This window comes from Streptomyces sp. ICC4, assembly GCF_003287915.1.
In the GTDB taxonomy this organism is placed as follows: domain Bacteria; phylum Actinomycetota; class Actinomycetes; order Streptomycetales; family Streptomycetaceae; genus Streptomyces; species Streptomyces tritrimontium.
Genome location: NZ_CP030286.1, coordinates 6,223,147 through 6,246,473 on the forward strand (window position 1 = coordinate 6,223,147; position 23,327 = coordinate 6,246,473).

The 23,327-nt window shown below is 72.2% G+C and carries 19 protein-coding genes and 4 pseudogenes; 13 read left to right on the top strand and 10 right to left on the bottom strand.

Annotation, left to right across the window (positions count from 1 at the left end; translation table 11 throughout):
- Positions 1-3 precede the first annotated feature (3 nt).
- The gene (locus tag DRB89_RS29105; RefSeq protein ID WP_112448997.1) at positions 4-1,233 is read left to right on the top strand and encodes an alpha-L-fucosidase; all 1,230 of its coding nucleotides are present in this window, start codon (positions 4-6) and stop codon (positions 1,231-1,233) included.
- A gap of 144 nt (positions 1,234-1,377) precedes the next feature.
- On the opposite strand, the gene DRB89_RS43830 is transcribed toward DRB89_RS29105, so the two are convergent.
- From DRB89_RS43830 to DRB89_RS29115, 3 genes and pseudogenes are all read right to left on the bottom strand, one after another.
- Positions 1,378-1,854, bottom strand: a complete 477-nt coding sequence (locus DRB89_RS43830; RefSeq protein ID WP_343234829.1) for an RICIN domain-containing protein — start codon at positions 1,852-1,854, stop codon at positions 1,378-1,380.
- A 109-nt stretch (positions 1,855-1,963) separates the two neighbouring features.
- Positions 1,964-3,733, bottom strand: a pseudogene (locus tag DRB89_RS45015) (family 20 glycosylhydrolase); the annotation flags it as partial.
- 108 nt (positions 3,734-3,841) lie between these two features.
- Positions 3,842-4,747: a helix-turn-helix transcriptional regulator gene (locus tag DRB89_RS29115; protein WP_112448996.1), complete on the bottom strand. Its 906-nt coding sequence runs from the start codon at positions 4,745-4,747 to the stop codon at positions 3,842-3,844.
- Between the two features lie 171 nt (positions 4,748-4,918).
- Here DRB89_RS29115 and DRB89_RS29120 point away from each other — a divergent pair, with 171 nt between their 5' ends.
- Positions 4,919-6,346: an MFS transporter gene (locus DRB89_RS29120; RefSeq protein WP_112448995.1), complete on the top strand. Its 1,428-nt coding sequence runs from the start codon at positions 4,919-4,921 to the stop codon at positions 6,344-6,346.
- A gap of 103 nt (positions 6,347-6,449) precedes the next feature.
- Here the strand turns inward: DRB89_RS29120 and DRB89_RS29125 are convergent, their stop codons facing one another.
- Positions 6,450-7,250 carry a hypothetical protein gene (locus tag DRB89_RS29125; RefSeq protein ID WP_204358031.1) on the bottom strand — a complete coding sequence of 267 codons (801 nt, stop codon included), beginning with the start codon at positions 7,248-7,250 and terminating at the stop codon, positions 6,450-6,452.
- Positions 7,251-7,544: 294 nt separating this feature from the next.
- Here DRB89_RS29125 and DRB89_RS29130 point away from each other — a divergent pair, with 294 nt between their 5' ends.
- Entirely contained in the window at positions 7,545-7,820 is a 276-nt protein-coding gene (locus tag DRB89_RS29130) for a hypothetical protein (protein WP_112453443.1), read from the top strand.
- A gap of 81 nt (positions 7,821-7,901) precedes the next feature.
- Here DRB89_RS29130 and DRB89_RS29135 read toward each other — a convergent pair.
- The 4 genes and pseudogenes from DRB89_RS29135 to DRB89_RS29145 form a co-directional block, all read right to left on the bottom strand.
- A pseudogene (locus tag DRB89_RS29135) lies at positions 7,902-8,534 on the bottom strand (alanine--tRNA ligase-related protein); the annotation flags it as partial.
- A 366-nt stretch (positions 8,535-8,900) separates the two neighbouring features.
- Complete coding sequence (locus tag DRB89_RS46075) at positions 8,901-9,032, bottom strand: hypothetical protein (RefSeq protein ID WP_275435587.1); 132 nt, start codon at positions 9,030-9,032, stop codon at positions 8,901-8,903.
- 200 nt (positions 9,033-9,232) lie between these two features.
- Positions 9,233-10,574, bottom strand: a pseudogene (locus DRB89_RS29140) (D-arabinono-1,4-lactone oxidase).
- Complete coding sequence (locus tag DRB89_RS29145) at positions 10,519-11,781, bottom strand: MFS transporter (RefSeq protein WP_112451150.1); 1,263 nt, start codon at positions 11,779-11,781, stop codon at positions 10,519-10,521. Before DRB89_RS29145 ends, DRB89_RS29140 begins: the two are co-directional and overlap by 56 nt.
- Positions 11,782-11,957: 176 nt before the next feature.
- On the opposite strand from DRB89_RS29145, the gene DRB89_RS29150 reads away from it, so the two are divergent.
- Positions 11,958-13,133: a ferrochelatase gene (locus DRB89_RS29150; protein WP_112451149.1), complete on the top strand. Its 1,176-nt coding sequence runs from the start codon at positions 11,958-11,960 to the stop codon at positions 13,131-13,133.
- Between the two features lie 68 nt (positions 13,134-13,201).
- Positions 13,202-14,020 (top strand): inositol monophosphatase family protein, encoded by an 819-nt coding sequence (locus DRB89_RS29155; RefSeq protein WP_112453816.1) that lies wholly within the window; start codon positions 13,202-13,204, stop codon positions 14,018-14,020.
- Between the two features lie 111 nt (positions 14,021-14,131).
- Here DRB89_RS29155 and DRB89_RS43835 read toward each other — a convergent pair whose 3' ends face one another.
- The gene (locus tag DRB89_RS43835; protein WP_204357838.1) at positions 14,132-14,305 is read right to left on the bottom strand and encodes a hypothetical protein; all 174 of its coding nucleotides are present in this window, start codon (positions 14,303-14,305) and stop codon (positions 14,132-14,134) included.
- Between the two features lie 246 nt (positions 14,306-14,551).
- On the opposite strand from DRB89_RS43835, the gene DRB89_RS29160 reads away from it, so the two are divergent.
- The 4 genes from DRB89_RS29160 (at position 14,552) to DRB89_RS29175 (ending at position 18,066) form a co-directional block, all read left to right on the top strand.
- Complete coding sequence (locus tag DRB89_RS29160) at positions 14,552-15,205, top strand: response regulator transcription factor (RefSeq protein WP_112451148.1); 654 nt, start codon at positions 14,552-14,554, stop codon at positions 15,203-15,205.
- Positions 15,206-15,210: 5 nt separating this feature from the next.
- Positions 15,211-16,455, top strand: coding sequence for a HAMP domain-containing sensor histidine kinase (locus DRB89_RS29165; protein ID WP_112451147.1), 1,245 nt, complete (start codon positions 15,211-15,213; stop codon positions 16,453-16,455).
- Between the two features lie 384 nt (positions 16,456-16,839).
- Complete coding sequence (locus tag DRB89_RS29170) at positions 16,840-17,136, top strand: DUF4193 domain-containing protein (RefSeq protein WP_112451146.1); 297 nt, start codon at positions 16,840-16,842, stop codon at positions 17,134-17,136.
- Positions 17,137-17,148: 12 nt separating this feature from the next.
- Entirely contained in the window at positions 17,149-18,066 is a 918-nt protein-coding gene (locus DRB89_RS29175; protein WP_112451145.1) for a hypothetical protein, read from the top strand.
- Between the two features lie 61 nt (positions 18,067-18,127).
- On the opposite strand, the gene DRB89_RS29180 is transcribed toward DRB89_RS29175, so the two are convergent.
- A complete protein-coding gene (locus tag DRB89_RS29180; RefSeq protein ID WP_112451144.1) occupies positions 18,128-18,589 on the bottom strand; it encodes a DUF3093 domain-containing protein in 462 nt (153 codons plus the stop codon).
- Between the two features lie 58 nt (positions 18,590-18,647).
- Here DRB89_RS29180 and DRB89_RS29185 point away from each other — a divergent pair, with 58 nt between their 5' ends.
- From DRB89_RS29185 to DRB89_RS45020, 4 genes and pseudogenes are all read left to right on the top strand, one after another.
- Complete coding sequence (locus DRB89_RS29185) at positions 18,648-19,232, top strand: hotdog domain-containing protein (protein WP_112451143.1); 585 nt, start codon at positions 18,648-18,650, stop codon at positions 19,230-19,232.
- On the top strand, positions 19,232-19,765 hold the full coding sequence (dut, locus tag DRB89_RS29190; protein WP_112451142.1) for a dUTP diphosphatase: 534 nt from the start codon (positions 19,232-19,234) through the stop codon (positions 19,763-19,765). The genes DRB89_RS29185 and dut overlap by 1 nt, the downstream gene beginning before the upstream one ends.
- 1 nt (position 19,766) lies before the next feature.
- Complete coding sequence (locus DRB89_RS29195) at positions 19,767-20,552, top strand: DUF3710 domain-containing protein (protein ID WP_112451141.1); 786 nt, start codon at positions 19,767-19,769, stop codon at positions 20,550-20,552.
- Positions 20,553-20,713: 161 nt separating this feature from the next.
- Positions 20,714-23,206 (top strand): annotated as a pseudogene (locus DRB89_RS45020) (sensor histidine kinase KdpD); the annotation flags it as partial.
- Positions 23,207-23,327: the final 121 nt, after the last annotated feature.

Sequence of the window (23,327 nt, forward strand, 5' to 3'; positions counted from 1 at the left end):
CCCATGACGCCCGACCCCATCGACCTACTCATCCCCACGCCCGGGCAACTCGCCTGGCAGCAGGCCGGGTTCGGCCTCTTCCTGCACTTCGGCATCAACACCTTCAACGGCGCCGAATGGAGCGACGGCGCCCTGGACCCGGCCACCTTCGACCCCGCGGAGCTCGACGCGCGCCAGTGGGCGCGTACCGCCGTCGAGGCCGGAGCGAAGTACGTCGTGCTGACCGCCAAGCACCACGACGGCTTCTGCCTCTGGCCGACCGACACCACCGCCTACTCCGTGGCCTGCGCACCCTGGAAGGACGGAGCGGGCGACGTGGTCGCCGAACTGGCCGAGGCCTGCGGGGAGGCGGGCCTCGGCCTCGGGCTCTACCTCTCGCCCTGGGACCGCAACGCGGACTGCTACGGGGACGCCGGCGCCTACGACGCCTTCTACCTCCGCCAGCTCACCGAACTCTGCACCCGCTACGGACCGTTGTACGAGCTGTGGTTCGACGGCGCGGGCTCCGAGGGCCGCACGTACGACTGGGAGGCCGTCATGGCCGTGGTCGAGCGGCACCAGCCCGACGCCATGGTCTTCAACATGGGCCTCCCGACGATCCGCTGGATCGGCAACGAGGACGGCCTCGCCACCGACCCCTGCCACTACGTCACCGACTCCACGGGCATCAGCCTCTACGACGACCGGCCGGCCGAGCTCGGAGCGGCCCGCTACCTGCCGCCCGAATGCGACGTACCCGTCCGCGCGAACTGGTTCTGGCAGCCGGACGACCGCGACACCCTCAAGAGCCGCGAGGACCTGCTGGAGATCTGGTACTCCTCGGTGGGCCTGGGCGCGGGCCTGCTGCTGGGCGTCCCGCCCGACCGGCGCGGGCTCATCGACGACGCGGACCGGTCCCGGCTCCTCGAGTTCACCACCGAACTGGCACGACGCCTGGGCGATCCGCGCGAGGCCGCGCTCACGGCCGTGCCCACGCCCGACGGGACGGAGGTCTCGGCGGTCTTCGACCCGCCCGTCCGCGCCGACCACCTCGAACTGCGAGAGGACCTCACCCGGGGGCAGCACGTCGAAGGCCACGAGGTGTGGGCGGACGGACGGCTGATCGCATCCGGCCACACGGTCGGAGTCCGCCGCGTCCACCGGATCGACCCCGTGACCGTACGGGAGCTGCGCATCCGCCTGACCGGCCCGGGCGCCCGCCTGCACTCGGCGACGGCGTCCGGCGCCACCTGAGCCGGACGCCGCACTAGTGCTGTGACCGGCGCCCAGGTCCGCGATGCGCATGGCCCAGGAGAAGAAGCCGGCTCGGCCGGCCGGCTCGGCCGCCCCCAATCCGAACCGGTTCAGCCGGCCGGTCCCGGGAGGGGGTGGCGGGGGTCAGGCGATCTGCCAGCGTTGGTAGGGCGAGGCCGTGTCGGGTTGTTGGGTGGCCGGGGCGCCCTCTGCGGCCGATGCCGTGGTCAGGAGCAGGCCGCTCTTCTTGTTGGTCACCGAGTGGTCGCCCGAGCCCAGCGCCGCGATCAGCCAGCGCTGGCTGTCACCGCCGCCGCACGCGGCCTGGACCACGGCAGCGCCCGGGGCGGTGGAGCCGCCCGCCACGTCCGCGCAGAGGCTGGACGAGCCATTGGCCAGGGTGTAGCTGCCGTCGGTGTTGAGGGTGAGCCGCCACTGCTGGTTGGGGCCGCCGTGCGGTGTCCAGGTGATCAGCTGGGTACCGGGGGCGGTCGAGCCCGCCGGGTCGTCGAGCGCCTTCCCGGCGCTGAGGAGGGTCCGGGTCCCGCTCAACTGCCCGCCGTACACCTCGAATTCGTACAGGGAGTTGCCGTACGTCGTGCCGCGCTGGGTGGCGTACACGCGGATGTAGCGCCCCGACCCGGACAGCCGGCCCGGTCAGGTCCTGGACCCCGCCGGCGCCGGTCGTCGTCGAGTACGCGGTGCGCCAGGTGGTCCGGTCGTCGGACAGCTGGATCTGGAAGGCCTTCCCGTAGGCGGTCTCCCACCGCAGGACCACGCGGTTCACGGCCTGGGTGGACCCGAGGTCGACCTGGAGCCACTGCGGGTCGCTGTACGCGCTCGACCAGCGGGTTCCGGCATCGCCGTCGGTCGCCTGCGGGGCGGGGAAGTTGACGGTCTCGGTGCTGGAGGCCGTGGTGGGCCGGTTGCGGGCCAGGTTGCCCGGCTGGGCGAGGCCCGGCCAGGCGGGGTTGTGGCCGATCGCGGCCATGATGGGCGTGAAGTCGGCGTAGGCGGCGACCGGTTTCGGCGAGCCCCACGTCTGCTGCGCCAGCCCGCGCAGCGGGTACTGGATGCCGGCCGCGATCTGCGCCTCCGTCTCGGCGTTGGGGTTGTCGCACCACACGTGGATGAGGGAGCCGGGGTTCTTCGAGGGGTCGGTGAGGGTGGCGCCGCCCTCGAAGCGGTCCGGGGTCCAGGTCTCGTACATCCACTTGGTGTCCGGCTTGGCGCCGCCGAGCACGTAATACGTGGGCGTCCAGGACTCGTTGGCCACCGTGTGGCCGGCCGCGACCAGCTGCTGCGGGGTGAGCCCGTAGCTGTACCAGTACTCGACGAGGATGCCCGCGTTGGGAGTGACGGTGCCGTCCCCGGCCTTGATGCCGTCGTTCCACATCCGGGTGGTCTTGCCGCCGGCCCGCACCAGCGCGTCGGCCCAGTTCACGAACCCGTAGTAGGTGTCCTTGGCCGTGGCGTTCGCGCCGTAGTGGGCGCGGGCGTAGCTGAGCAGCTGTGGGTACTTGCCGTAGTCGGTGACGTACTCGTCCGCGCCGATGTGCCAGTACGGCGCCGGGAACAGCGGCAGGTACTCGTTGACCAGGTCCTTGATCAGGGTGTATGCGCCGGGCAGGGACAGGTCGATGAAGTCCTGGCTGACCGCGCCCGAACTGCTCTTGAGCTTGAGCTCGGGATGGGCCGCCAGGATCTGGTTCATGTGCCCCGGGGTGTCGATCTCCGGCACGATCGTGACGTGGTACTTCTGCCCCAGCGCGACCAGATCGGCGATGTCCTGCTTGGAGTAGTGGTCGGCGGAGACGATCTCCGGATGGGTCGAACTCTCCAGCCGGAAGCCGAAGGTGTCCGACAGGTGGAAGTGGAAGTAGTTCAGCTTGAGGTAGGCCAGCTCCTTGATGTGCTGTTTGACCCAGTCGACGGTGAAGAACTTCCGCCCCTGGTCGATCATCAGCCCGCGCTCGGACTTGGTGGGCCAGTCCACCGCCGTCCCGGCCGGCACCGAGGCCGACTGGTGCAGCAACTGGAGCACGCTGCGGGTGCCGTTGAACGCGCCGGTGTCCGTTCCCGCCTTGAGGGAGAGGGACTGGCCGACGGTCATCCGGTAGCCCTCGGCGGGCAGCGAGGCGTCACCGAGGCTCAGGCCGATGTCGCCGGCGGCGGGGGTCCCGGTGGCGACCGCCACCGTACGCCCGGTCAGTGCGGCCAGATCCTCCGCGAACGTGGCTGCCTCGTCGGAGAGTTGGGCGGTATGGGCGGGATCCACGACGATCCGGCTGGCGCTCGTGAAGCCGTACGCACCGGTGCCGGCCGTCCACTGCCGCAGGGCCGGCAGGGTCTGCGGCGCCCCGGCGGCGGCGGAAGGGGTCGAAGCGGCAGCGGCGGAAGTGGCGGAAGCGGAGGCGGTGGTGCTCGCGCCGGCCGTTCCGGGGAGGGAGAGCGCGGCCACCGCTAAGGCGGACGCGATGAGGAGTCTGAGCAGACGCATGGCGAGTCCCCAAGGGCGGTGAGGTGAGGGGGAGTGCACGGCTGTGACTCCCTCCGGCCGTGACGGCCGGAGGGAGTGGCCAAAGTGCAGCGCAGCGCCCGGTCTATGTCAAGAGATGCTTGGAACTGCGTCCGAATGAGCATCATCGCGCAGCGCGCGGCCGGAATCAGCGGTCAACCCGGACAGCAGGCGCAGCGCCGCGTCCGAGGAGGAGGACTCGGCGGCGCTGTAGAGCAGCATCCGGTGACCGGTTCCGTCGCTCAGGCGCAGGCTCTCGAAGTCCAGGGTCATCGGACCCACGGCGGGATGGTGCAGCTCCTTGGTCCCGACGGTGCACTCCCGTACCGGCTGCTTGGACCACAGGTCCGCGAACTCCGGGCTCCGCAGCATCAGGGACCCGATGAGCCCGGCGAGCGCGCGGTCCTCGGGATCGCGGCCGGCTACCAGCCGCAGCGCGGCCAGGGCCACGCGCGCCTCGTTCTTCCAGTCGGTGTACAGCTCCCGCGTGTGCGGGTCGAGGAACAGCATCCGGGTCAGATTGGGGCGGCCGGCCGGCTCGTCCGGGCTCGCGAAGGCGAGGTGACCTGCGAGCAGGGCGTGGCCCAGCGGATTCCAGGCGAGCACGTCGTTGCGCGCGTCCAGTACGACGGCGGGCACCTGCGGCATCGCGCCGATCAGCCGGCGCGTGGTGGCCCGCGCGTACTCGGGCCGCGGCGGGCGCACCCGCTTGGCCTTCGGCGGGCGGGCGAGGTCGCGCAGGTGCGCGTGCTCGTCCGGGGTCAGGCGCAGGGCGCGGGCGAGCGAGTCGAGGACGCTGTCCGAGGCGTTCGTGCTCTGCCCCTGCTCCAGGTGCGTGTAGTACGTGATGCTCACCCCGGCGAGCAGCGCGAGTTCCTCGCGGCGCAGGCCGGGTACGCGCCTGCGGGTGCCGTGCGTGGGCAGTCCGACGTCCTCCGGCTGGAGACGGGCGCGGCGGTTGCGGAGGAAGTCGCCCAGGGCGGTGGGAGTGTCCATGCCCTCCAGTGTGCCGAGGACCCGTCGCGAACGGGGCAGGTGAGGGTGGCCCTGGCAGTGACAGCTTCCCGGGTGCCAGCACGGACAGGGGGCTGGGTAACACCCCGGGACCGGGCCAGAGTCGCTTTCCGGAACACCTTGTGCCGTGGGTGAGGGAAAGGACGCGAGACGATGTCGGTTGTCGGGCAAGAGCAAGAGCAAGAAGAGCGGAATCAAGAGAAGGGGCCGGCCCGTCTCGCGGGGCGGCAGGTCCTGGTCCTGACGGTCCTGCTGGTGGCCCAGTTCATGCTGGCCGTCGACTTCTCGATCCTGAACGTCGCACTGCCGGTGATCGGTGACGGTCTCGGCTTCTCGCTCCCGAACCTCCAGTGGATCGCGACGTCGTTCGCGCTCAGCGCCGCCGGGTTCACCCTCCTGTTCGGCCGGATCGCGGACCTGTTCGGCCGCCGCCGGCTCTTCCTGGCCGGTCTCGCGGTGCTGGCCCTGTCCTCCCTGGCCGGAGGCCTGGCCACCAGCCCCGAAATGCTGCTGGCCGCCCGGGTGCTGCAGGGCCTGGCCACCGCCGCGGTCACCCCGGCGGGCCTGTCCCTGCTGACGACCTCGTTCCCCGAGGGACCGCTGCGGCAGAAGGCCCTGGGCCTCAACGGGGCCCTGATGTCGGCCGGTTTCACCGCGGGCGCGGTCCTCGGCGGGGTCCTGACGGACCTGCTCTCCTGGCGCTGGGCGTTCTTCGTCAACGTCCCCGTCGCCCTCGCGGTCCTCGCCGTCGCCCCGGTGGTGATCAAGGAGTCCCGCCCCGCCGTCCGCCCGAAGCTCGATCTGCCCGGTGCCGCCACGGTCACCCTGGGGCTGCTGGCCCTGATCTACGGTCTGACGCGGGCGGGCGAGCACGGCTGGGGCTCCGGGCCGGCGCTGGTGTGGCTCGCCGCGGGGGTGGGCCTGCTGATCGCCTTCTACGCCGTGGAGTCCAAGGCTGCGTACCCCCTCGTCCCGGTCTCCGTGCTGAAGAAGCGCACGGTCGCCTGGGGCAACACGGCCGGGCTGATCGCCTTCCTGACGGAGACGAGCCTGGTCTTCCTGATGACGCTCCACCTCCAGGAGGTCCTCGGGTTCTCCCCGCTGACGGCCGGTCTCTCCTTCGGGGTGCTGGGCATCGGCACGGTCATCGGAGGCTCCCTCGCGCCGCGGGTCATCGCGGCCACGACCACCCGTACCACCCTGGTCATCGGAGGACTGCTCCAGGCCGCCGCCACCCTGAGCCTGGTCGCCCTGGGCGAGTCACGCACCGGGATGTGGCTCCTGCTGGCCGCGACCTTCGCCGGAGGCATCGGCAACATGCTGGTGATCGTCGGCTTCATGGTCACCGCCACCACCGGTCTGCCCGATCACGAACAGGGCATGGCCACCGGCCTCGCCACGATGACCCAGCAGATCGGCATCACGATGGGCACCCCGGTCATGAGCGCGATCGTCGCGACCCGGACCGGTATCCATTCCGGCATCACCACCGCGATCCTGGTCAACACGGCGATCGTCCTGGCCGGGACCCTGACCACGGTGCTCTTCCTCCACCGAACCGAAGGCCCCCGCCAACGGTGACCAACCGGCGCGGCCGGCCCGGGCGGCCCCACCGGCCCGACGGGCCCCGCCGATCCCGCCGGCTCCGTGGGCCCCGCCCGCGCCGGAACCTGCCCCGTGCCGGTCAGGGGGCCCAGGGCAGGCGTACCGCCTCGACCTCCGTGTCGGCCAGGAGGGCCTCGACGAGCGGGGTGGGGCCCGCGACCTTGGTGGCCCAGAGGTCGTAGTCCGTGCACAGGACCCAGGAGCGGTCCTGGGGCCAGAGGTTGGACGGGGTCCAGCCGTCCTCCTCGGGGTGGTCGTACAACGCCTTGGCGTCCGCGAGCGTGCCGGCCCGGACGTGCAGGTTGTCGAAGTCCTCGGCCCCCTGCAACAGCGGGTTGTAGTAGGCCAGGCAGCCGGTTTCCGCACCCCGCGGGCTGTGCGCGGTGAGGATGTCGACCAGGCGGTTCCAGTCGGTCCGGTCCAGGTGGCCCTCGGACGGCCCCGTGATGCCGACCGGCCAGCCGCTCGGCTCCCGGAGCGAGGGGAAGGAGCGGTAGCAGGGCAGGTGGCCTTCCGGTGCCACGGGATCGCCGGTCCGCCGCGAGAGCTCCGCCCAGAGCAGCCGGCGCCAACGGGGGCCGTGGGGCTCGCCCACCGTGCCCCCGAACACTTCCTCGGGGTCGAGGCCCGGGATGATCTCGGGCCCGCCGCCGTTCAGCACGGCCCGTTGGTACGCGACGAAGGACATGCCGGTCGGCCCGAGTTCGTGTTCGAACATGGAGTGGAGCACCCAGGCCGAGTCGGGCAGCGCCGGCGGCATGAAACCGGTGAGCCCGTCATCGTCGGCCAGCTCCCGCAGCCAGCCCGTCTCCGCCGATGCCTCCACTGATGCGGCGAGCGGCCACCGGGCGGCCGCCAGAGCGGCGGATGTCTCGTACATCCGTCCAGGATCCCACCCGCGCCCGGGCGCGGGGCAGCCCCCCAGCACGTGCGCGGGGCAGGGGGCTGCTCTAGCGTCGAAGGGGGGAGGGAAGGCCCTGCCGAGCCGGTCCGGTGCGGGAGCCCGGGCCCGGCGGCCGTACGCCGGCCGCGCGCTCGGCGGCGTTCCCGCGCGGGTCCGGCACATCCAGGTCTCGGGCCGCGCGGCGATCCGGAGAGAAGGTGCGTTCCCATGCGCACACCGACCCGTACGACCCGCAGGACCCGCAGGACCCGCAGGACCCGCAGGAATCGTATGACCCGCACGTCGACCCGTATGGCAGGTGTCCTCACCGGTCTGGCCCTCGCGCTCGGCGGCGCGGCCCTCACCGCCCCCGCCGCCCACGCGGACGTCTCGGCCTGCATCAACCAGGTCGAGCGGGAGCTCCAGGGCGGCGAGGCCCCGGCCTCCGTCCGGGCGTCGTGTTACATCGGGTCGGCCGGCGCCCAGGACGAGTGCGTGTCCGGCCTGACCGTGGATAACGTGACCAAGGCGACCGCGGAGGCGGCCTGCAAGGCGGCGGCCAAGTAGCAGCTCGGCTCCGGACTCCGTAAGCCTGCGCCGGCGGTCCTCACCCCGGCCGCAGGCCGCCCGCGTGAGGGATCGTCCCGCCACGACGTAGCCCCGTCCGGTGTTGGCAGGTCGCACGCCGTCGCCGAGCACCACGACGGCCGAGCGCAGGTGGTCGCAGACCAGGCGCAGCGACGTTTCCTCCAGGGGCCACAGGTCCGGCACGAGGCGGCGCCAGGGGTCGAAGAGGTCGCACTCGAAGACGGACGGCTTGCCCTGGAGCAAGGAGGCCAGGCGTTCCAGCCCGAGTCCGGTGTCGACGTTGCGCCGGGGAGCGGCACGAGCGAGCCGTCGTCGAGCCGGCGGTGGCTCATCGTCACGTGGTTCCAGACCTCCACCCAGCGGTCGTCGCGGGCGCCCGTATCCCCACTCGAGGCTGCGCGGGCCCTCGTAGTCCCACAGGGACCAGGTACCGAGCATTTCGAAGACCGTGAGGTGGGTGGCGTCGCCGACCGCCTCCAGGTCGGTGGTGCGCAGACAGCGCTGCACGTTGACCAGCCGGTTGCCGAGGGGGTGGGGGCGGCCCTCCAGGTACGGAGTGAGCGGGTGCATGCCGGAGGTGGTGAAGAGCACGGGGTCGCCGGGTGGGGGGAGCAGCGTCGAGCCGGTGATCCGGCGGTGACCGCGCTCTTCGAAGTACTCGACGAACGTCCTGAGCAGAAGTTCTGTGTTCACGGGGGGCTCCTTCGCGTCACAGCGGGGGGAGGCACCGGGAAACGGACCGCTCAGTCGTCCGGCCGGGGGCAAGGGCGCCACGGCACTGACGACGGACCCGACGGACCGTTTCCGGTCGCCGGGGGAGGGGAGGTCAGACGGCGGCAACCGGCGAGCTGGTCGCTCGCGCGGTCGCGGTGGTGGTGCTGGAGCCGTCGACGTTCATGCGGGTGACCCTAACGCGGACCTGACCACCGGAGCACCCGGATTTCGCCGCGGGCACGCCCCGCCCGGTGCCGACGCGCCCGGCGACCCCCAGACCCCAGCCCTCCGCGAGCCCGCCGCGGGCCTGTCGTGGGCCGGCCGGCGGGCTCCGAGAGGAACGGCCTACCTGCGCAGCAAGCGCCCGTAGCCGGAGGCCAGGGGCATCCGCAGGCCCAGCGGCGGCGGGGCCGCGAGCGCATCGGTGACCGGGCGGGAGTAGCGGCCGGAGAGCACGGAGCCCAGGACGAAGTCCACGGACGTCCCCGGACCCGACGCCGAGCCCGACCCCGCCGAAGCCGGACCCGACGCCCACGCCGCCGCAGTCACCGTCCCCGAGCACCGGCAAGGCCACCCCGGGCGGCCCCGGCGCGGGCTCCGGCCAGGAGTCGCCCGCCCCTTGAGGCCGCGCCCCGGGACCTTGAGTCGCGCCCCGGGACCTTGAGCCGGACCCGGGCTCAGTCGCCCAGGACCCGCCGCAGGTAGTCGTTGCCGAACACCCGGTCGGGGTCGAGCCGGTCGCGCAGCTCCGTGAACTCGCCGAAGCGCGGGTAGACCTGGGCGAAGTACTCCGCGTCCCGCGTGTGGACCTTGCCCCAGTGCGGCCGGCCGCCGTGCGCGGTGAAGATCCGCTCGGCGGCGGTGAAGTAGGCCTGGTACGGGGTTCCCTTGTACATGTGCACCGCGATGTAGGCGGTTTCGCGGCCCGAGGCCGTCGACAGGGTGATGTCGTCCGCCGGAGCGGTCCGCACCTCCACCGGGAAGCTGATCCGCAGGTCGGAGCGGTCGACCATCGCCTTCAGCTCGCGCAGCGCCTCGACGACGCGCTCGCGCGGAAGGGCGTACTCCATCTCCACGAACCGGACCCGGCGCGGACTGGTGAACACCTTGTACGGGATGTCCGTGTAGGTCCGCGCCGACAGGGCGCGGCTCGCGATCCGGGCGATGGAGGGGATGGCCGCCGGGACCGCGCGGCCCAGCGAGTTGACGGCCTGGAAGACCCCGTTGGACAGCAGCTCGTCCTCGACCCAGGCGGGAGACGGCTCCGGGCGGGGCGGCCGGTCCCTGGCTGCGGTTGTTCCGCTTGGTGTTGCAGTTGCCGGTGTGCGGGAACCAGTAGAACTCGAAGTGCTCGTTCTCCGCGTGGTGCTGGTCGAACTCGGCGGTCACCCGGTCGAAGGCCATCGGCTCCTCACGGGCGGTCAGGAAGAAGAGCGGCTCCACGGCGAAGGTGATCGAGGTGACCACGCCGAGCGCGCCGATGCCGAGCCGGGCGGCCGCGAAGACGTCCGGGTTCTCCTTCTCGGAGCACGTGAGCAGCCGCCCGTCGGCGGTGACCAGCTCCAGGCCGCGGATCTGCGTGGCGAGGGAGGCGGAATCGCGGCCGGTGCCGTGGGTTCCGGTGCTGGTGGCGCCGGAGACCGTCTGCTCCATGATGTCGCCCATGTTCGTGAGCGACAGGCCCACCTTGGCGAGGGTCAGGTTGAGGTCCTTGAGGACCGTGCCCGCCGCCACGGTCACGGTGGCTGTGTCGGCGGACCTGTCGATCGCCTGGATCCCGGCCAGCGCCTGCGGGCGGATCAGTACGCCGTCGGTCGCGGCGGCCGAGGTGAAGGAGTGGCCCGTGCCGACCGCCTTCACCTTCAGGCCGTCACCGGCGGCCCGGCGGACCGCCTCCTGGAGCTCGCCGACCGAGGCCGGGGCCACCACGCGCACGGGCGTGGCGCTGACGTTGCCCGCCCAGTTATGCCACGCGGCGGTCCGTGTCCCGTTCTTCCCTGCTGTCCCCGTCGTCGCCATGGCTAGAAGGCTCCTCCCCTTGCGCCGGCCTCGTCAGCCGGCGGTAACCCGCGAACGCCACCGCCGCCGCGGCGGCCCCCGCCGAGATGGAGACGACGTACCCGCTCTTCGCGCCGGCCGCGTCGATGACCCAGCCGGCCACGGAGGAGCCGAGCGCGACCCCGACCGCGAGGCCGGTGCTGATCCAGGTCATGCCCTCGGTCAGCTTCGCGCGTGGTACGTGCGCCTCGATCAGGGCCATCGTGGTGATCATCGTGGGAGCGATGGCGAGGCCCGAGACGAAGAGCGCCACGGCCAGAAACGGAAGGTTCCCGGCCAGTAGGAGGGGGATCATACTCACGGCCATCGCACATATGCCCAGCACCCACCTGCGTTCGGCCTTCCCCTTGAGGTGCAGCAGGCCGAAGACGATGCCCGCGAGGCAGGAGCCGACCGCCCAGACGGCCAGGACGAAGCTGGCCGCGGCCTTGTGGCCCTGCTCCTCGGCGAAGGCCAGGGTGACCACGTCGATCGAGCCGAAGATGGCGCCCGTGGCCACGAAGGTGGCCACCAGCACCTGGAGTCCGGGGGCGCGCAGGGCGGAGGTCCGGTCGGCGTCCTCGCCGCGCGGGTGCGGGGCCGGCTCGGTGGCGCGCTGGGCGGTCAGCCACCACACGCCCACCAGCAGGCAGGCCGCGGCGACCAGCGGTCCGGCCTCGGGGAACCAGATGGTGGAGAGCCCGATGGCGATGATCGGGCCGAAGATGAAGCAGACCTCGTCGAGGACGGACTCCAGCGAGTACGCCGTGTGCAGCTCGCGCGGGGAGTCCCGGTAGATGGCCGTCCACCGGGCGCGGATCATCGAGCCCACGCTCGGCACGCAGCCGGCGAGCGCCGCGAAGACGAACAGGGTCCAGTCGGGCGCGTTGTTGGCCGCGCAGAGCAGCAGGCCGGCGACGGCGGTGACCGCCATCAGGGTCGCGGGGCGCAGGACGTGCCGCTGGCCGTACTGGTCGACCAGGCGGGAGACCTGGGGGCCGATGGCGGCGGCGGAGAGCGCGAGGGTGGCGGTGAGCGCGCCGGCCAGCGAGTAGCGGCCGGTGAGCTCGGAGATCATCGTGAGGATGCCGACGCCGACCATGGACAGCGGCAGCCGGCCTATGAGGCCGGCCGCGCTGAATCCCCGGCTCCCGGATGCGGCGAAGATCGCGCGGTAGGGACTGGGCAAGGTGCCCTCCGTAAGGGACGTCGTTGGCCCGTACAGGTTACGGCCGGACACAGGGCGCCCGCATGGGGAACGGCCGAGGGGGAAGCGGAAGTAAGGGCGGCCTTACCTGTGGTGGGGCGGATCCGGACGCCGGGCCCGTTTCCCGCCCGGCGGGCGCGGGTGGCAGGATTCGAGACATGTCTGACCAGCTCCGCGCCTTCGCCTCCGGCCCGGCCGAAGGCCCCGCCGCCCCCTACGACGCCCTCCTGCTGCTGTCCTTCGGCGGCCCCGAGGGACCCGACGACGTCGTGCCGTTCCTGGAGAACGTCACGCGAGGGCGCGGGATCCCGCGCGAGCGCCTCAAGGAGGTCGGGCAGCACTACTTCGGCTTCGGCGGCGTCAGCCCGATCAACGGGCAGAACCGCGAGCTGCTGGAAGCGCTGCGCAAGGACTTCGCGGAGCACGGGCTGGACCTGCCGGTCTACTGGGGCAACCGGAACTGGGCCCCGTACCTGGACGACGTGCTGCGCGAGATGGCCGCCGACGGCCGCCGGCGCATCGCGGTCCTCGCGACCAGCGCCTACGCCTCGTACTCGGGCTGCCGGCAGTACCGCGAGAACCTCGCCGACGCGCTCGCGCTGCTCGTCCGGGAGGGCGTGCCCGAGGCGGAGCTGCCGCAGGTCGACAAGTTGCGGCACTACTTCAACCACCCCGGCTTCGTGCAGCCCGTGATCGACGGGGTGCTGGCCTCGCTGGAGTCGCTGCCCGCGGAGGTGCGGGCCGGGGCGCGGCTGGCCTTCACCACCCACTCGATCCCGACCGCGGCCGCGGACGCCTCCGGCCCCGTCGGGGACCACACCGGGCACGGCGAGGGCGGTGCCTACGTCAAGCAGCACCTGGACGTCGCCAAGGTGATCGCCGACGCGGTCCGCGCCGAGACCGGCACCGAGCTGCCCTGGGAGCTCGTCTACCAGTCGCGCAGCGGCGCCCCGCACACCCCGTGGCTGGAGCCGGACATCTGCGACCACCTGGAGGCCCTGCACGAGGCGGGCGCCCCGGCGGTCGTCATGGTGCCGATCGGCTTCGTCTCGGACCACATGGAGGTGCTCTACGACCTCGACACGGAGGCGACGGCGAAGGCCGCCGAGCTCGGGCTGCCCGTGGCCCGCTCGGCGACGGTCGGAGCCGACCCCAGGTTCGCGGCGGCCGTACGGGACCTCGTGCTGGAGCGGGCGGCGGCGGAACGCGGGGAGGCCGTGGAGCGCTGCGCCCTCGGGCTGCTCGGAGCGAGCCATGATCTGTGTGCGGTGGGCTGCTGCCCGGCACGCGGGCCCCGGCCGGCGGCCGCGGGCGTGGACAGCCCGTACGCGTAGGCGGACAGCCCGTCCGCCCCGTTTCGCCTCGTTCGCCGCACAGGACCCAGGGAGTGGAACCGGCCGTGATCTCCGAAGTCCCCGAAGTTTCCGAAGAACTGAAGACCGAACTGCTGGAGGTGGCCCTGGAGGCCGCCCGGCGGGCGGGCGCCCTGCTGCGGGACGGCCGCCCGGCCGACCTGGCGGTCGCGGCGACCAAGTCGAGCCCGATCGACGTGGTGACCGAGATGGACATCGCGGCCGAGAAGCTGATCACCGACATCCTCGGCGAGCGCCGGCCCGAGGACGGGCTGCTGGGCGAGGAGGGCTCCGACACGGCGGGCACCAGCGGCATCCGGTGGGTGATCGACCCGCTCGACGGCACCGTGAACTACCTCTACGGGCTGCCCTCCTGGGGCGTGTCCATCGCGGCCGAGTACCGGGGGAGGACCGTGGCCGGGGTCGTGGCGGCGCCGATGCGCGGGGAGACCTTCCACGCGGTGGCGGGGCGCGGGGCCTGGCTGGGCGAGCTCCGCCTCGCCTGCCGGGCGGCCGCTCCGCTGGACCAGGCGCTGGTCAGCACGGGGTTCGCGTACGTCCAGACCCGCAAGGCCCACCAGGCCGAGGTGGCGCGGCGGATCATCCCGGTGGTCCGGGACATCCGGCGCGGCGGGTCGGCGGCGATCGACCTGTGCGACGTCGCGGCGGGCCGGCTCGACGGCTACTGGGAGCGCGGGCTCAATCCCTGGGACCTGGCGGCGGGCGAGCTGATCGCCCGGGAGGCCGGTGCGCTGACCGGCGGCCGGCCCGGTGAGCCGGCCTCGGGCGAGCTCGCGCTGGCCGCCACGCCGGCGGTGTTCGCCTCGCTGCAGCCGCTGCTGGACGAGGCGGGGGCCTGGCACGACTGAGCGGCCGGCGCGCCGCGTGGAGGGCCGCCCCCGCGCGCACAGGAAGGAACCCCGGAGGCCGGATGGCGGCCTTCGGGGTCCGGGGGTGTGTGGGATCGGCGGTGACCGGTGTCAGCAGGCGGAGACGGTGACGGGAACGCCGTGATCGGCGGCGATGCGCTGGAGGTCTTCCAGCTCCGCCTGTTCCACTTCCACGAGGAAGTCGTCGCCCGTCTCACGAGCCTGCCTGAGGTCGGACTGCGTGCTCCTGATGCGCTGCAGGAGACCCGCGGTGAATGCGTCCATGGTGGGTTCGCCCCCTCTTCGTGGGTCGGCGGCGGGACGTGGCGGTCCGCCGTCAGGGAGTGTTCGGGGTGTGAAGTCGTCCTCCCCGCCGCCCCGGACCCAGAAACCTCATGAGGCAAGGGAATCCTCACTTCCGTCCCTCGGGCACCCCCCGTGTGGCGTCTTACAGCCGGTTTACGGCCGAAAGGGGCAGGATGGACGACGCATCACACGCCTGCCCTGACGGGCACTGAGGAAGGAAACGACGTGCGCGTACTCGTCGTCGAGGACGAGCAGCTGCTCGCCGATGCGGTGGCCACCGGACTGCGCCGGGAGGCCATGGCCGTGGACGTCGTGTACGACGGCGCCGCGGCCCTGGAGCGCGTCGGAGTCAACGACTACGACGTGGTCGTGCTCGACCGGGACCTCCCGCTCGTGCACGGCGACGACGTCTGCCGGAAGATCGTCGAGCTCGGCATGCCCACGCGCGTGCTCATGCTGACCGCGTCCGGTGACGTGAGCGACCGGGTCGAGGGCCTGGAGATCGGGGCGGACGACTACCTGCCCAAGCCCTTCGCCTTCACCGAGCTGACCGCCCGTGTACGGGCGCTCGGCCGCCGCACCACCGTGGCACTGCCTCCCGTACTGGAGCGCGCCGGAATCAAGCTGGACCCGAACCGGCGCGAGGTGTTCCGCGAGGGCAAGGAGGTGCAGCTGGCGCCGAAGGAGTTCGCGGTGCTGGAGGTCCTCATGCGCAGCGAGGGCACGGTCGTGTCCGCCGAGCAGCTCCTGGAGAAGGCGTGGGACGAGAACACCGACCCGTTCACGAACGTGGTGCGGGTGACGGTGATGACGCTGCGGCGCAAGCTCGGGGAGCCGCCGGTCATCGTGACCGTCCCCGGTTCCGGCTACCGGATCTGACGCGGGTGGCAGCGACCCCGGCGCCACCACCGGCGCCACCGAAACCGACCTGGGACCCCGGCCAGCCCGAGGGTCCCTTCCCTTGGCTGCGGCCGACCATCCGCATACGCCTCACGCTGCTGTACGGCGGGATGTTCCTGATCGCCGGCATCCTGCTGCTGTCGATCATCTACCTGCTGGCGGCGCAGGCGCTGCGCGAGGGCAACGGGCTGCCGTTCAAGATCATCAACGGCACGGACATCCAGGTCACCAGCACCTGCCCCGGTGTCATCGGGTCCGGCCAGACGGCCACCCAGTTCAACGTCGCGATCGAAGCGTGCATCCTCGAACAGCGCCGGCACGCGCTGGACGACCTGCTGAGCCGCTCGCTGATGGCCCTGATGGGACTCAGCATCATCGCCTTCGCCTTCGGCTACGCGATGGCCGGCCGGGTGCTCTCGCCGCTCGGCAAGATCACCCGGACCGCCCGCCGGGTGGTCGGCTCCGACCTGACCCGGCGGATCGAGCTGGACGGGCCGGACGACGAGCTGAAGGAGCTCGCCGACACCTTCGACGAGATGCTCGACCGCCTGGAGCGGGCCTTCACGGCCCAGCAGAGGTTCGTGGCCAACGCCTCGCACGAGCTGAGAACCCCGCTGGCCATCAACCGGACGCTGCTGGAGGTGCACCTCTCCGACCCCGGGGCGCCGGTGGAGCTGCAGCAGCTCGGCAAGACCCTGCTCGCCACCAACGAGCGCAGCGAGCAGCTGGTCGAGGGCCTGCTGCTGCTGGCCCGCAGCGACAACCAGATCATCGAGCGCAAACCCGTGGACCTGGCCGAGGTGGCCTCGCGCGCCATCGACCAGGCGCGCGGAGAGGCCCACGCCAAGGGCATCGAGATCCGGGGGGAGCGGGCGCTGGCCGTGGTCCAGGGCAACGGCGTGCTGCTGGAGCGGATCGCGCTCAACCTGGTGCAGAACGCCGTCCGCTACAACGTCTTCGAAGGCGGCTGGGTGGAGGTCACCACCGAGGCCGTGCACGGCCAGGCGGTCCTGCTGGTATCGAACACGGGTCCCGTGGTTCCCGCGTACGAGGTGGAGAACCTCTTCGAGCCCTTCAGGCGGCTGCGTACGGAGCGTACGGGCAGTGACAAGGGGGTCGGGCTGGGCCTGTCGATCGCGCGCTCCGTGGCGCGCGCACACGGCGGCAGGATCCAGGCGATCCCGCGCGAGGGCGGTGGCCTCGTGATGCGCGTCACTCTACCCTTGTGACGCCGGTCACCCCTTGTTCGCCGTTGGCTGAATGCTTGGGTCATGAAGGCAGTGACTTCTGTGCGATCGATCACAGTTCCGAGTGTCCGCACAGATGCGTTCAGTGACCTTGGTGGGGCCGGAAAGCCCGGGAAGTCCGGGTTTCCGGCCCCCCTAGCGGCGGGAAATACATGGGGTGGCGTTTGTGCAAGACGGCCCCCGGACCGTGTACGGTCCCGGTCGTCATCCCAGCCAATCGCTCCTTCTGATGTGCGGCTGGGTGTCGATTGAGTAACAGACCTTGATGTGAGGCAAAATCTCCGCCTCAGGTCGGGCACAAGTCCGGCCTCTCGCGCGTTACGTGCGCTGAGACACCCGCTAAATCCCAGAGGGGGAGAGCGAACTATGGCAACGGACTACGACACCCCGCGCAAGACCGACGATGACGTCGACAACGACAGCATCGAAGAGCTGAAGGCTCGTCGCAACGAGAAGTCGTCCTCGAACGTCGACCTGGACGAAATCGACAATGCGGAAGGCCTCGACCTGCCCGGCGCGGACCTCTCCAACGAGGAGCTGGCCGTCCGGGTCCTGCCCAAGCAGGCCGACGAGTTCACCTGCACGAGCTGCTTCCTGGTGCACCACCGCAGCCAGCTGGCACGCGAGAAGAACGGTCAGCCGATCTGCCGCGAATGCGACTGAGAGGCGTCGGCCGTGACTGGCTCGACACCATTTCGGAAGCGCCGCTTCCGTAAATCTGGTGATCCGGCGGAGACGCGCGAGGGAACCAAGGACCTGGAAACGGGCCCTGGAGCCCCCGGCGTACCCGCCGTGCTCCCCGACACCGCCGAGGCGGTGCCGTCGGCCTCCGAGGCCGGCGAGGGGTCCCGGCGCAGCGCCGGGGTCCGTCGGCTGCAAGCCGTCAAGAACGGTGTGCGCAAGGGCGGCGAAAGTGCCAGGGCCGCCGCCCTCTACCTCACCGACCGAGTCATCGAGAACGCCCCGCGCGTTCCGGTTCGGGACCTCGCGACCCTGCGCGCGCAGTTCCCGGGCCTCGGTCCCGATCAGCTCGCCGACAAGCTGATCTCCGGCGCCGCCAACGCGACGTCCACCGTCGGAGCGGGGATCGGCGCGGCGGCCATGCTGCCGGTGCCGCCCGCGATGCCGGCCGAGCTCGCCGCCGAGGTCACCTCGGTCGCGGCCATCGAGCTGAAGCTCATCGCCGAACTCCACGAGGTCTACGGCCTGCGGCCGCCCGGCAACCTCAAGGAGCGCAGCCTCGCCTACCTCACCTCCTGGACCGAGGAGCGCGGGGTCGACCTGACCAAGCCGACGACGCTGAACGCGGCGCTGGGCGGTCAGATGAAGCGCGAACTGCGCCAGCAGATCATGAAGCGGATGTTCCGCAACCTGCCCAACCTGATGCCGTTCATGGTGGGCGCCGCCGTCGGCGCGGTCATGAACCGCCGGGACACCCGCAAACTCGCCGAGAAGGTACGTGCGGACCTGCGGACCAGAGCCGTGCCCTGGAGCGCCCTGCGCGAGCTCCCGCCCCTTGAGCGGCCCACCCAGGCCCTTGACGGGGCCGCCGCGGCCGCCATCGAGGGCCTCAGACCGGACCCGCGCATCTGAAGCCGGCCTCCCGGATCGGGGGGCGGGTCCCGCAGGGGTTCCGTGCGGCTCGCCCCAGGGGTCAGACCGCCGCCTGCGCCGCGCGGATCGCCGCCACCAGGGCCTGCGGCTCGCGCGTGGAGACGTACACGTAGGGGGTCGGGTCCGCCGGGTCGGTGACCTCGACGCGGACCGCGGTCGGCACGTAGCTGCGCATCAGCATGAAGGCGCGGGTGTCGGCCTTGTACGTGCGCCAGGCGCGTGCTTCCTCGGGGTCGAGCACCTCCGGGTCGCCCAGCGCCGCCACGGGGATCCGGGCGTCCCCGGCGGCCAGCGCGCCGCCCACCACGCGGACCCGCTGGGATCCGTACGAACTCACCAGCAGCCCCGTCAGCGCGGTGCCCCCGACCAGCCCGGCCAGCAGCGGCAGCGTGCCCAGCGGCAGCAGCATCAGCGCGCACGCGAGACCCGTCAGCGCGGCGATGCCCCACCAGGAGCGGGGGGCGGTCAGGCGTTCGTCGTGGTGCGCGGGGGAGGGCTGCATACGGCCTAGCCTGCCACGAGGCGACCGGCGGGTAGCCGCGCGGGTAAGGTCTGCGGCTGTGAGTGGACGAAACACAGCGTTGACGCCCCCGGCCGATGCCGCCCCGCCGGTCCGGCACCCCGACGCCCCGGCACCCGGCGAGCTCCTCGGCGCGCACTACGAGCACTGTTTCGGCTGCGGCCACGGCCAGCCGCACGGGCTGCACCTCGAGGCCCGCGCGGGCCTGGGCGTGCGCGTCACCGCGGAGTTCACCGTCAAGGCCGCTCACCAGGGCGCCCCCGGCCTCGCCCACGGCGGCGTGCTCGCCACCGCGCTCGACGAGACCCTCGGCTCCCTGAACTGGCTGCTGCGCGTCATCGCCGTCACCGGCCGGCTGGAGACGGACTTCGTCCGGCCCGTGCCCGTGGACACCGTCCTGTACCTGGAGGCCGAGGTCACCGCCGTCGCCGGCCGGAAGATCTACTGCAGCGCGGTCGGCCGAATAGGCGGTCCCGAGGGCCCCGTGGCACTGCGCGCGGACGCCCTCTTCATCGAGGTGAAGGTCGACCACTTCATCGACAACGGACGGCCCGAGGAGATCCGGGCGGCGATGGCCGACCCGGACCAGGTCAGGCGCGCACGCGCCTTCGAGGTGAACCCCTGATGTCTGAGAACAACACCGGCGTGGACGTGGCCATCAGGCGCGTCGACCCGGAGGTGCCGATTCCGGCCTACGGCCACCCCGGCGACGCCGGCTGCGACCTGGTCACCACCGTGGCCGCCGAACTGGAGCCGGGCGAGCGGGCCGTGCTGCCCACCGGCGTCTCCATCGCGCTGCCCGACGGGTACGCGGCGTTCGTGCACCCTCGCTCGGGCCTGGCCGCCCGCTGCGGGCTCGCGCTCGTGAATGCCCCGGGGACGGTGGATGCCGGGTACCGTGGGGAGATCAAGGTGATCGTGGTCAATCTCGACCCGCGCGAGAGCGTCAGGTTCGAGCGTTTCGACCGCATTGCCCAGCTGGTTGTCCAGCGGGTCGAGAAGGTGCGCTTCCACGAGGTGGCACAGCTTCCCGACTCGGCGCGGGCCGAGGGGGGTTTCGGCTCCACCGGAGGTCATGCGGCCGTGGCCGGATCCGGCGCTGGTCAGCAGGGTGGGAATGGCTACGCTTCGGTCGTATCCGACCGGGAAGGACAGTGACGTGTTCGGACGTCGCAAGAAGAACGACTCCGTCAAGGACGGCGGCGCGGCCGAGCAGGTCGTCGACGGCGTCGGCGCCGATGAGCAGGACGGCGTGGAGGAGACCGACGGGGACCGTCCGCGCAGGGTGAACCTGCCGCCGGCCCCGCGGCCCGACGGCCCCTGGGACGTCTCCGAGGTGCCCGGCAATCCCGAGGAGGGCCGGGTCGACCTCGGCGGCATCCTCGTACCGGGTGTCGAGGGCATGGAGCTGCGCGTCGAGGTCGCCGGTGACGCCATCGTCGCCGCGACCGTGGTGCTCGGCGACAGTGCCGTACAGCTGCAGGCTTTCGCCGCGCCCCGCAAGGAAGGCATCTGGGGCGAGGTCCGCGAGGAGATCGCCGACGGCATCACCAAGCAGGGCGGCATCATCGACGAGGTCGAGGGTCCGCTGGGCTGGGAGCTGCGCGCGCAGGTGCCCGTACCGCTCCCCGACGGGCAGACCGGCGCCCAGCTGGTCCGCTTCGTGGGTGTGGACGGCCCGCGCTGGTTCCTGCGCGGCGTCATCTCCGGCCAGGGCGCGGTGCGCCCCGAGTCGGCCGGCGTGCTGGAGCGGATCTTCCTGGACACCGTCGTGGTCCGCGGCGAGGGCCCGATGGCCCCGCGGGACCCGATCGTCCTGAAGCTGCCGAACGACGCGCAGATGGTGCCGGACGGCGTGCAGACGACCGAGGAGCAGGAAGGCTCCCGCTTCGGCGGCGGCATGGGTCAGCTGGAGCGCGGCCCGGAGATCACCGAGGTCCGCTGATCCCCTGACCGCCGCGCGAGGCGATCGTTTCCGGCCGTGGGCCGCACTCCTCCGGGGGTGCGGCCCACGGCCGTACCCGGGGGTGTCAGGGATCCGTCAGGGATCGGCCCCTATGTGGCGATCGGCGCGTGATCGGCGCACATGTCCCTGAGAATGGGCGCATGGGACGCGGCAAGCTACGGATCTATCTCGGCTCGGCCCCGGGCGTGGGCAAGACGTACGCCATGCTCTCGGAGGGCCACCGCCGGGTGGAGCGCGGCTCCGACTGCGTCGTCGGCTTCGTCGAGCACCACGGACGGCCGCGCACCGAGGTCATGCTGCACGGCCTGGAGCAGATCGAGCGCAAGGGGCTCTCCTACCGGGGCGCGGCCTTCACGGAGATGGACGTGGACGCGCTCCTCGCCCGGAAACCGGCCATCGCGCTGGTGGACGAGCTGGCGCACACCAACGTGCCGGGCTCGCGCAACGCCAAGCGCTGGCAGGACGTGGAGGAACTGCTGCGGGCCGGGATCGACGTGATCTCCACCGTGAACATCCAGCACCTGGAGTCGCTCGGCGACGTGGTGGAGTCGATCACGGGCGTGCGGCAGCGGGAGACCGTGCCGGACGAGGTGGTGCGCCGGGCCGACCAGATCGAGCTGGTCGACATGTCCCCGCAGGCGCTGCGGCGCCGGATGGCGCACGGCAACATCTACAAGTCGGACAAGGTCGACGCGGCCCTGTCCAACTACTTCCGCCCCGGCAACCTGACCGCGCTGCGCGAGCTCGCGCTGCTCTGGGTGGCGGACCGGGCGGACGAGTACCTCCAGCAGTACCGGGGCGAGCACAACATCCGCTCCACCTGGCAGGCGCGCGAGCGGATCGTGGTGGGACTCACCGGCGGACCCGAGGGCCGCACCCTGATCCGGCGCGCGTCCCGGGTGGCGGCCAAGGGCTCCGGCAGCGAGATCCTGGCCGTCTACATCGCCCGCAGCGACGGGCTGACCGCCGCCTCGCCGAAGGAGCTCGCCGTCCAGCGCACGCTGGTCGAGGATCTTGGCGGAACGTTTCACCACGTCATCGGGGACAACGTCCCCGAGGCGCTGCTCGAGTTCGCCCGCGGGGTCAACGCCACCCAGATCGTGCTCGGCTCCAGCCGCCACCGCTCCTGGCGCTACGTCTTCGGGCCCGGGGTCGGAGCCACCGTGGCCCGTGACTCCGGGCCCGACCTCGACGTGCACATCGTCACGCACGAGGAGGCCGCCAAGGGCCGGGGCCTGCCCGTGGTCCGCTCGGCGGCCCGGCTCGGGCGGACCAGGATGGTGGCCGGCTGGGTGGCCGGGGTCATCCTGCCGCTGCTGCTCGCGGCGCTGCTGACGCACATCGACGAGGACCCCGGCCTCGCCAACGAGATGCTGCTCTTCCTGGCCCTGACGGTGGCCGCGGCGCTGCTCGGCGGGCTCTGGCCGGCGCTGGCCTCGGCCGCCGTCGGCTCCCTGCTGCTGAACTACTACTTCGCCCCGCCCATCCACCGCTTCACCGTCTCCGACCCCAAGAACATCGTCGCCATCGCGGTCTTCTTCGGGGTCGCGGGCTCCGTGGCCTCCGTCGTCGACGCCGCCGCCCGCCGCACCCACCAGGCCGCCCGGCTGCGCGCCGAGTCCGAGATCCTCTCCTTCCTCGCCGGCAGCGTGCTGCGCGGCGAGACCACCTTGGACGCGCTGCTGGAGCGGGTGCGCGAGACCTTCGCCATGGAGTCGGTGGCGCTGCTGGAGCGCGAGAGCGACGTCGAGCCCTGGCAGCCGGCCGGCAGCGTCGGCCCGAACCCGGTCGGCCGCCCCGAGGACGCCGACGTGGACATGCCGATCGGCGACCACATGGCGCTGGCCCTGTCCGGGCGGGTGCTGCCCGCGGCGGACCGCCGCGTGCTCGGCGCCTTCGCCGCCCAGGCCGCCGTGGTGCTCGACCGGCAGCGCCTGGTCGGGGAGGCCGAGGAGGCCCGGCGGATGGCCGAGGGCAACCGGATCCGGACCGCGCTGCTGGCCGCCGTCAGCCATGACCTCCGTACGCCGCTGGCCTCGATCAAGGCCTCTGTCAGCTCCCTGCGCTCCGACGACGTCGAATGGTCCGAGGAGGACCGGGCGGAGCTCCTGGAGGGCATCGAGGACGGCGCCGACCGCCTCGACCACCTGGTGGGCAACCTGCTGGACATGTCCAGGCTCCAGACCGGCACCGTCACCCCGCTGATCCGCGAGATCGACCTCGACGAGGTGGTCCCGATGGCGCTGGGCGGCGTACCCGAGGACAGCGTCCTGCTGGACGTCCCGGAGAGCCTGCCCATGGTGGCGGTGGACCCGGGGCTGCTGGAGCGGACCGTGGCCAACGTGGTCGAGAACGCCGTCAAGTACAGCCCGCCGGGGGAGCAGGTCCTGGTGGCGGCCAGCTTCCTCGGCGACCGGGTCGAGGTGCGGGTCGTCGACCGCGGGCCGGGCGTGCCCGACGAGGCCAAGGAGCGCATCTTCGCCCCCTTCCAGCGGCACGGGGACGCCCCCCGGGGTGCCGGCGTGGGCCTCGGCCTCGCGGTCGCGCGCGGCTTCGCCGAGGCCATGGACGGCACGCTGGCCGCCGAGGACACCCCCGGCGGCGGGCTCACCATGGTGCTCACGCTGCGGGCGGTCACCGGCGGGCGGCCGCAGGCCCCCGTGAGCGTGGACGGCGAGGGGCGCAGCGTGCCCCCCGGGGGATCCGGCGGGCCCGGGGGCGCCTACCCCGAGCACCTGCGCGCCGCCCAGGTGC

What these genes read in the sequence shown, in the direction of transcription:
- DRB89_RS29105 (WP_112448997.1), top strand. Translation starts at nt 4, where the DNA reads ATGACGCCCGACCCCATCGACCTACTCATCCCCACGCCCGGGCAACTC.
- DRB89_RS29115 (WP_112448996.1), bottom strand. Translation starts at nt 4,747, where the DNA reads ATGGACACTCCCACCGCCCTGGGCGACTTCCTCCGCAACCGCCGCGCC.
- DRB89_RS29120 (WP_112448995.1), top strand. Translation starts at nt 4,919, where the DNA reads ATGTCGGTTGTCGGGCAAGAGCAAGAGCAAGAAGAGCGGAATCAAGAG.
- DRB89_RS29125 (WP_204358031.1), bottom strand. Translation starts at nt 7,250, where the DNA reads ATGTACGAGACATCCGCCGCTCTGGCGGCCGCCCGGTGGCCGCTCGCC.
- DRB89_RS29130 (WP_112453443.1), top strand. Translation starts at nt 7,545, where the DNA reads ATGACCCGCACGTCGACCCGTATGGCAGGTGTCCTCACCGGTCTGGCC.
- DRB89_RS29150 (WP_112451149.1), top strand. Translation starts at nt 11,958, where the DNA reads ATGTCTGACCAGCTCCGCGCCTTCGCCTCCGGCCCGGCCGAAGGCCCC.
- DRB89_RS43835 (WP_204357838.1), bottom strand. Translation starts at nt 14,305, where the DNA reads ATGGACGCATTCACCGCGGGTCTCCTGCAGCGCATCAGGAGCACGCAG.
- DRB89_RS29170 (WP_112451146.1), top strand. Translation starts at nt 16,840, where the DNA reads ATGGCAACGGACTACGACACCCCGCGCAAGACCGACGATGACGTCGAC.
- DRB89_RS29180 (WP_112451144.1), bottom strand. Translation starts at nt 18,589, where the DNA reads ATGCAGCCCTCCCCCGCGCACCACGACGAACGCCTGACCGCCCCCCGC.
- dut (WP_112451142.1), top strand. Translation starts at nt 19,232, where the DNA reads ATGTCTGAGAACAACACCGGCGTGGACGTGGCCATCAGGCGCGTCGAC.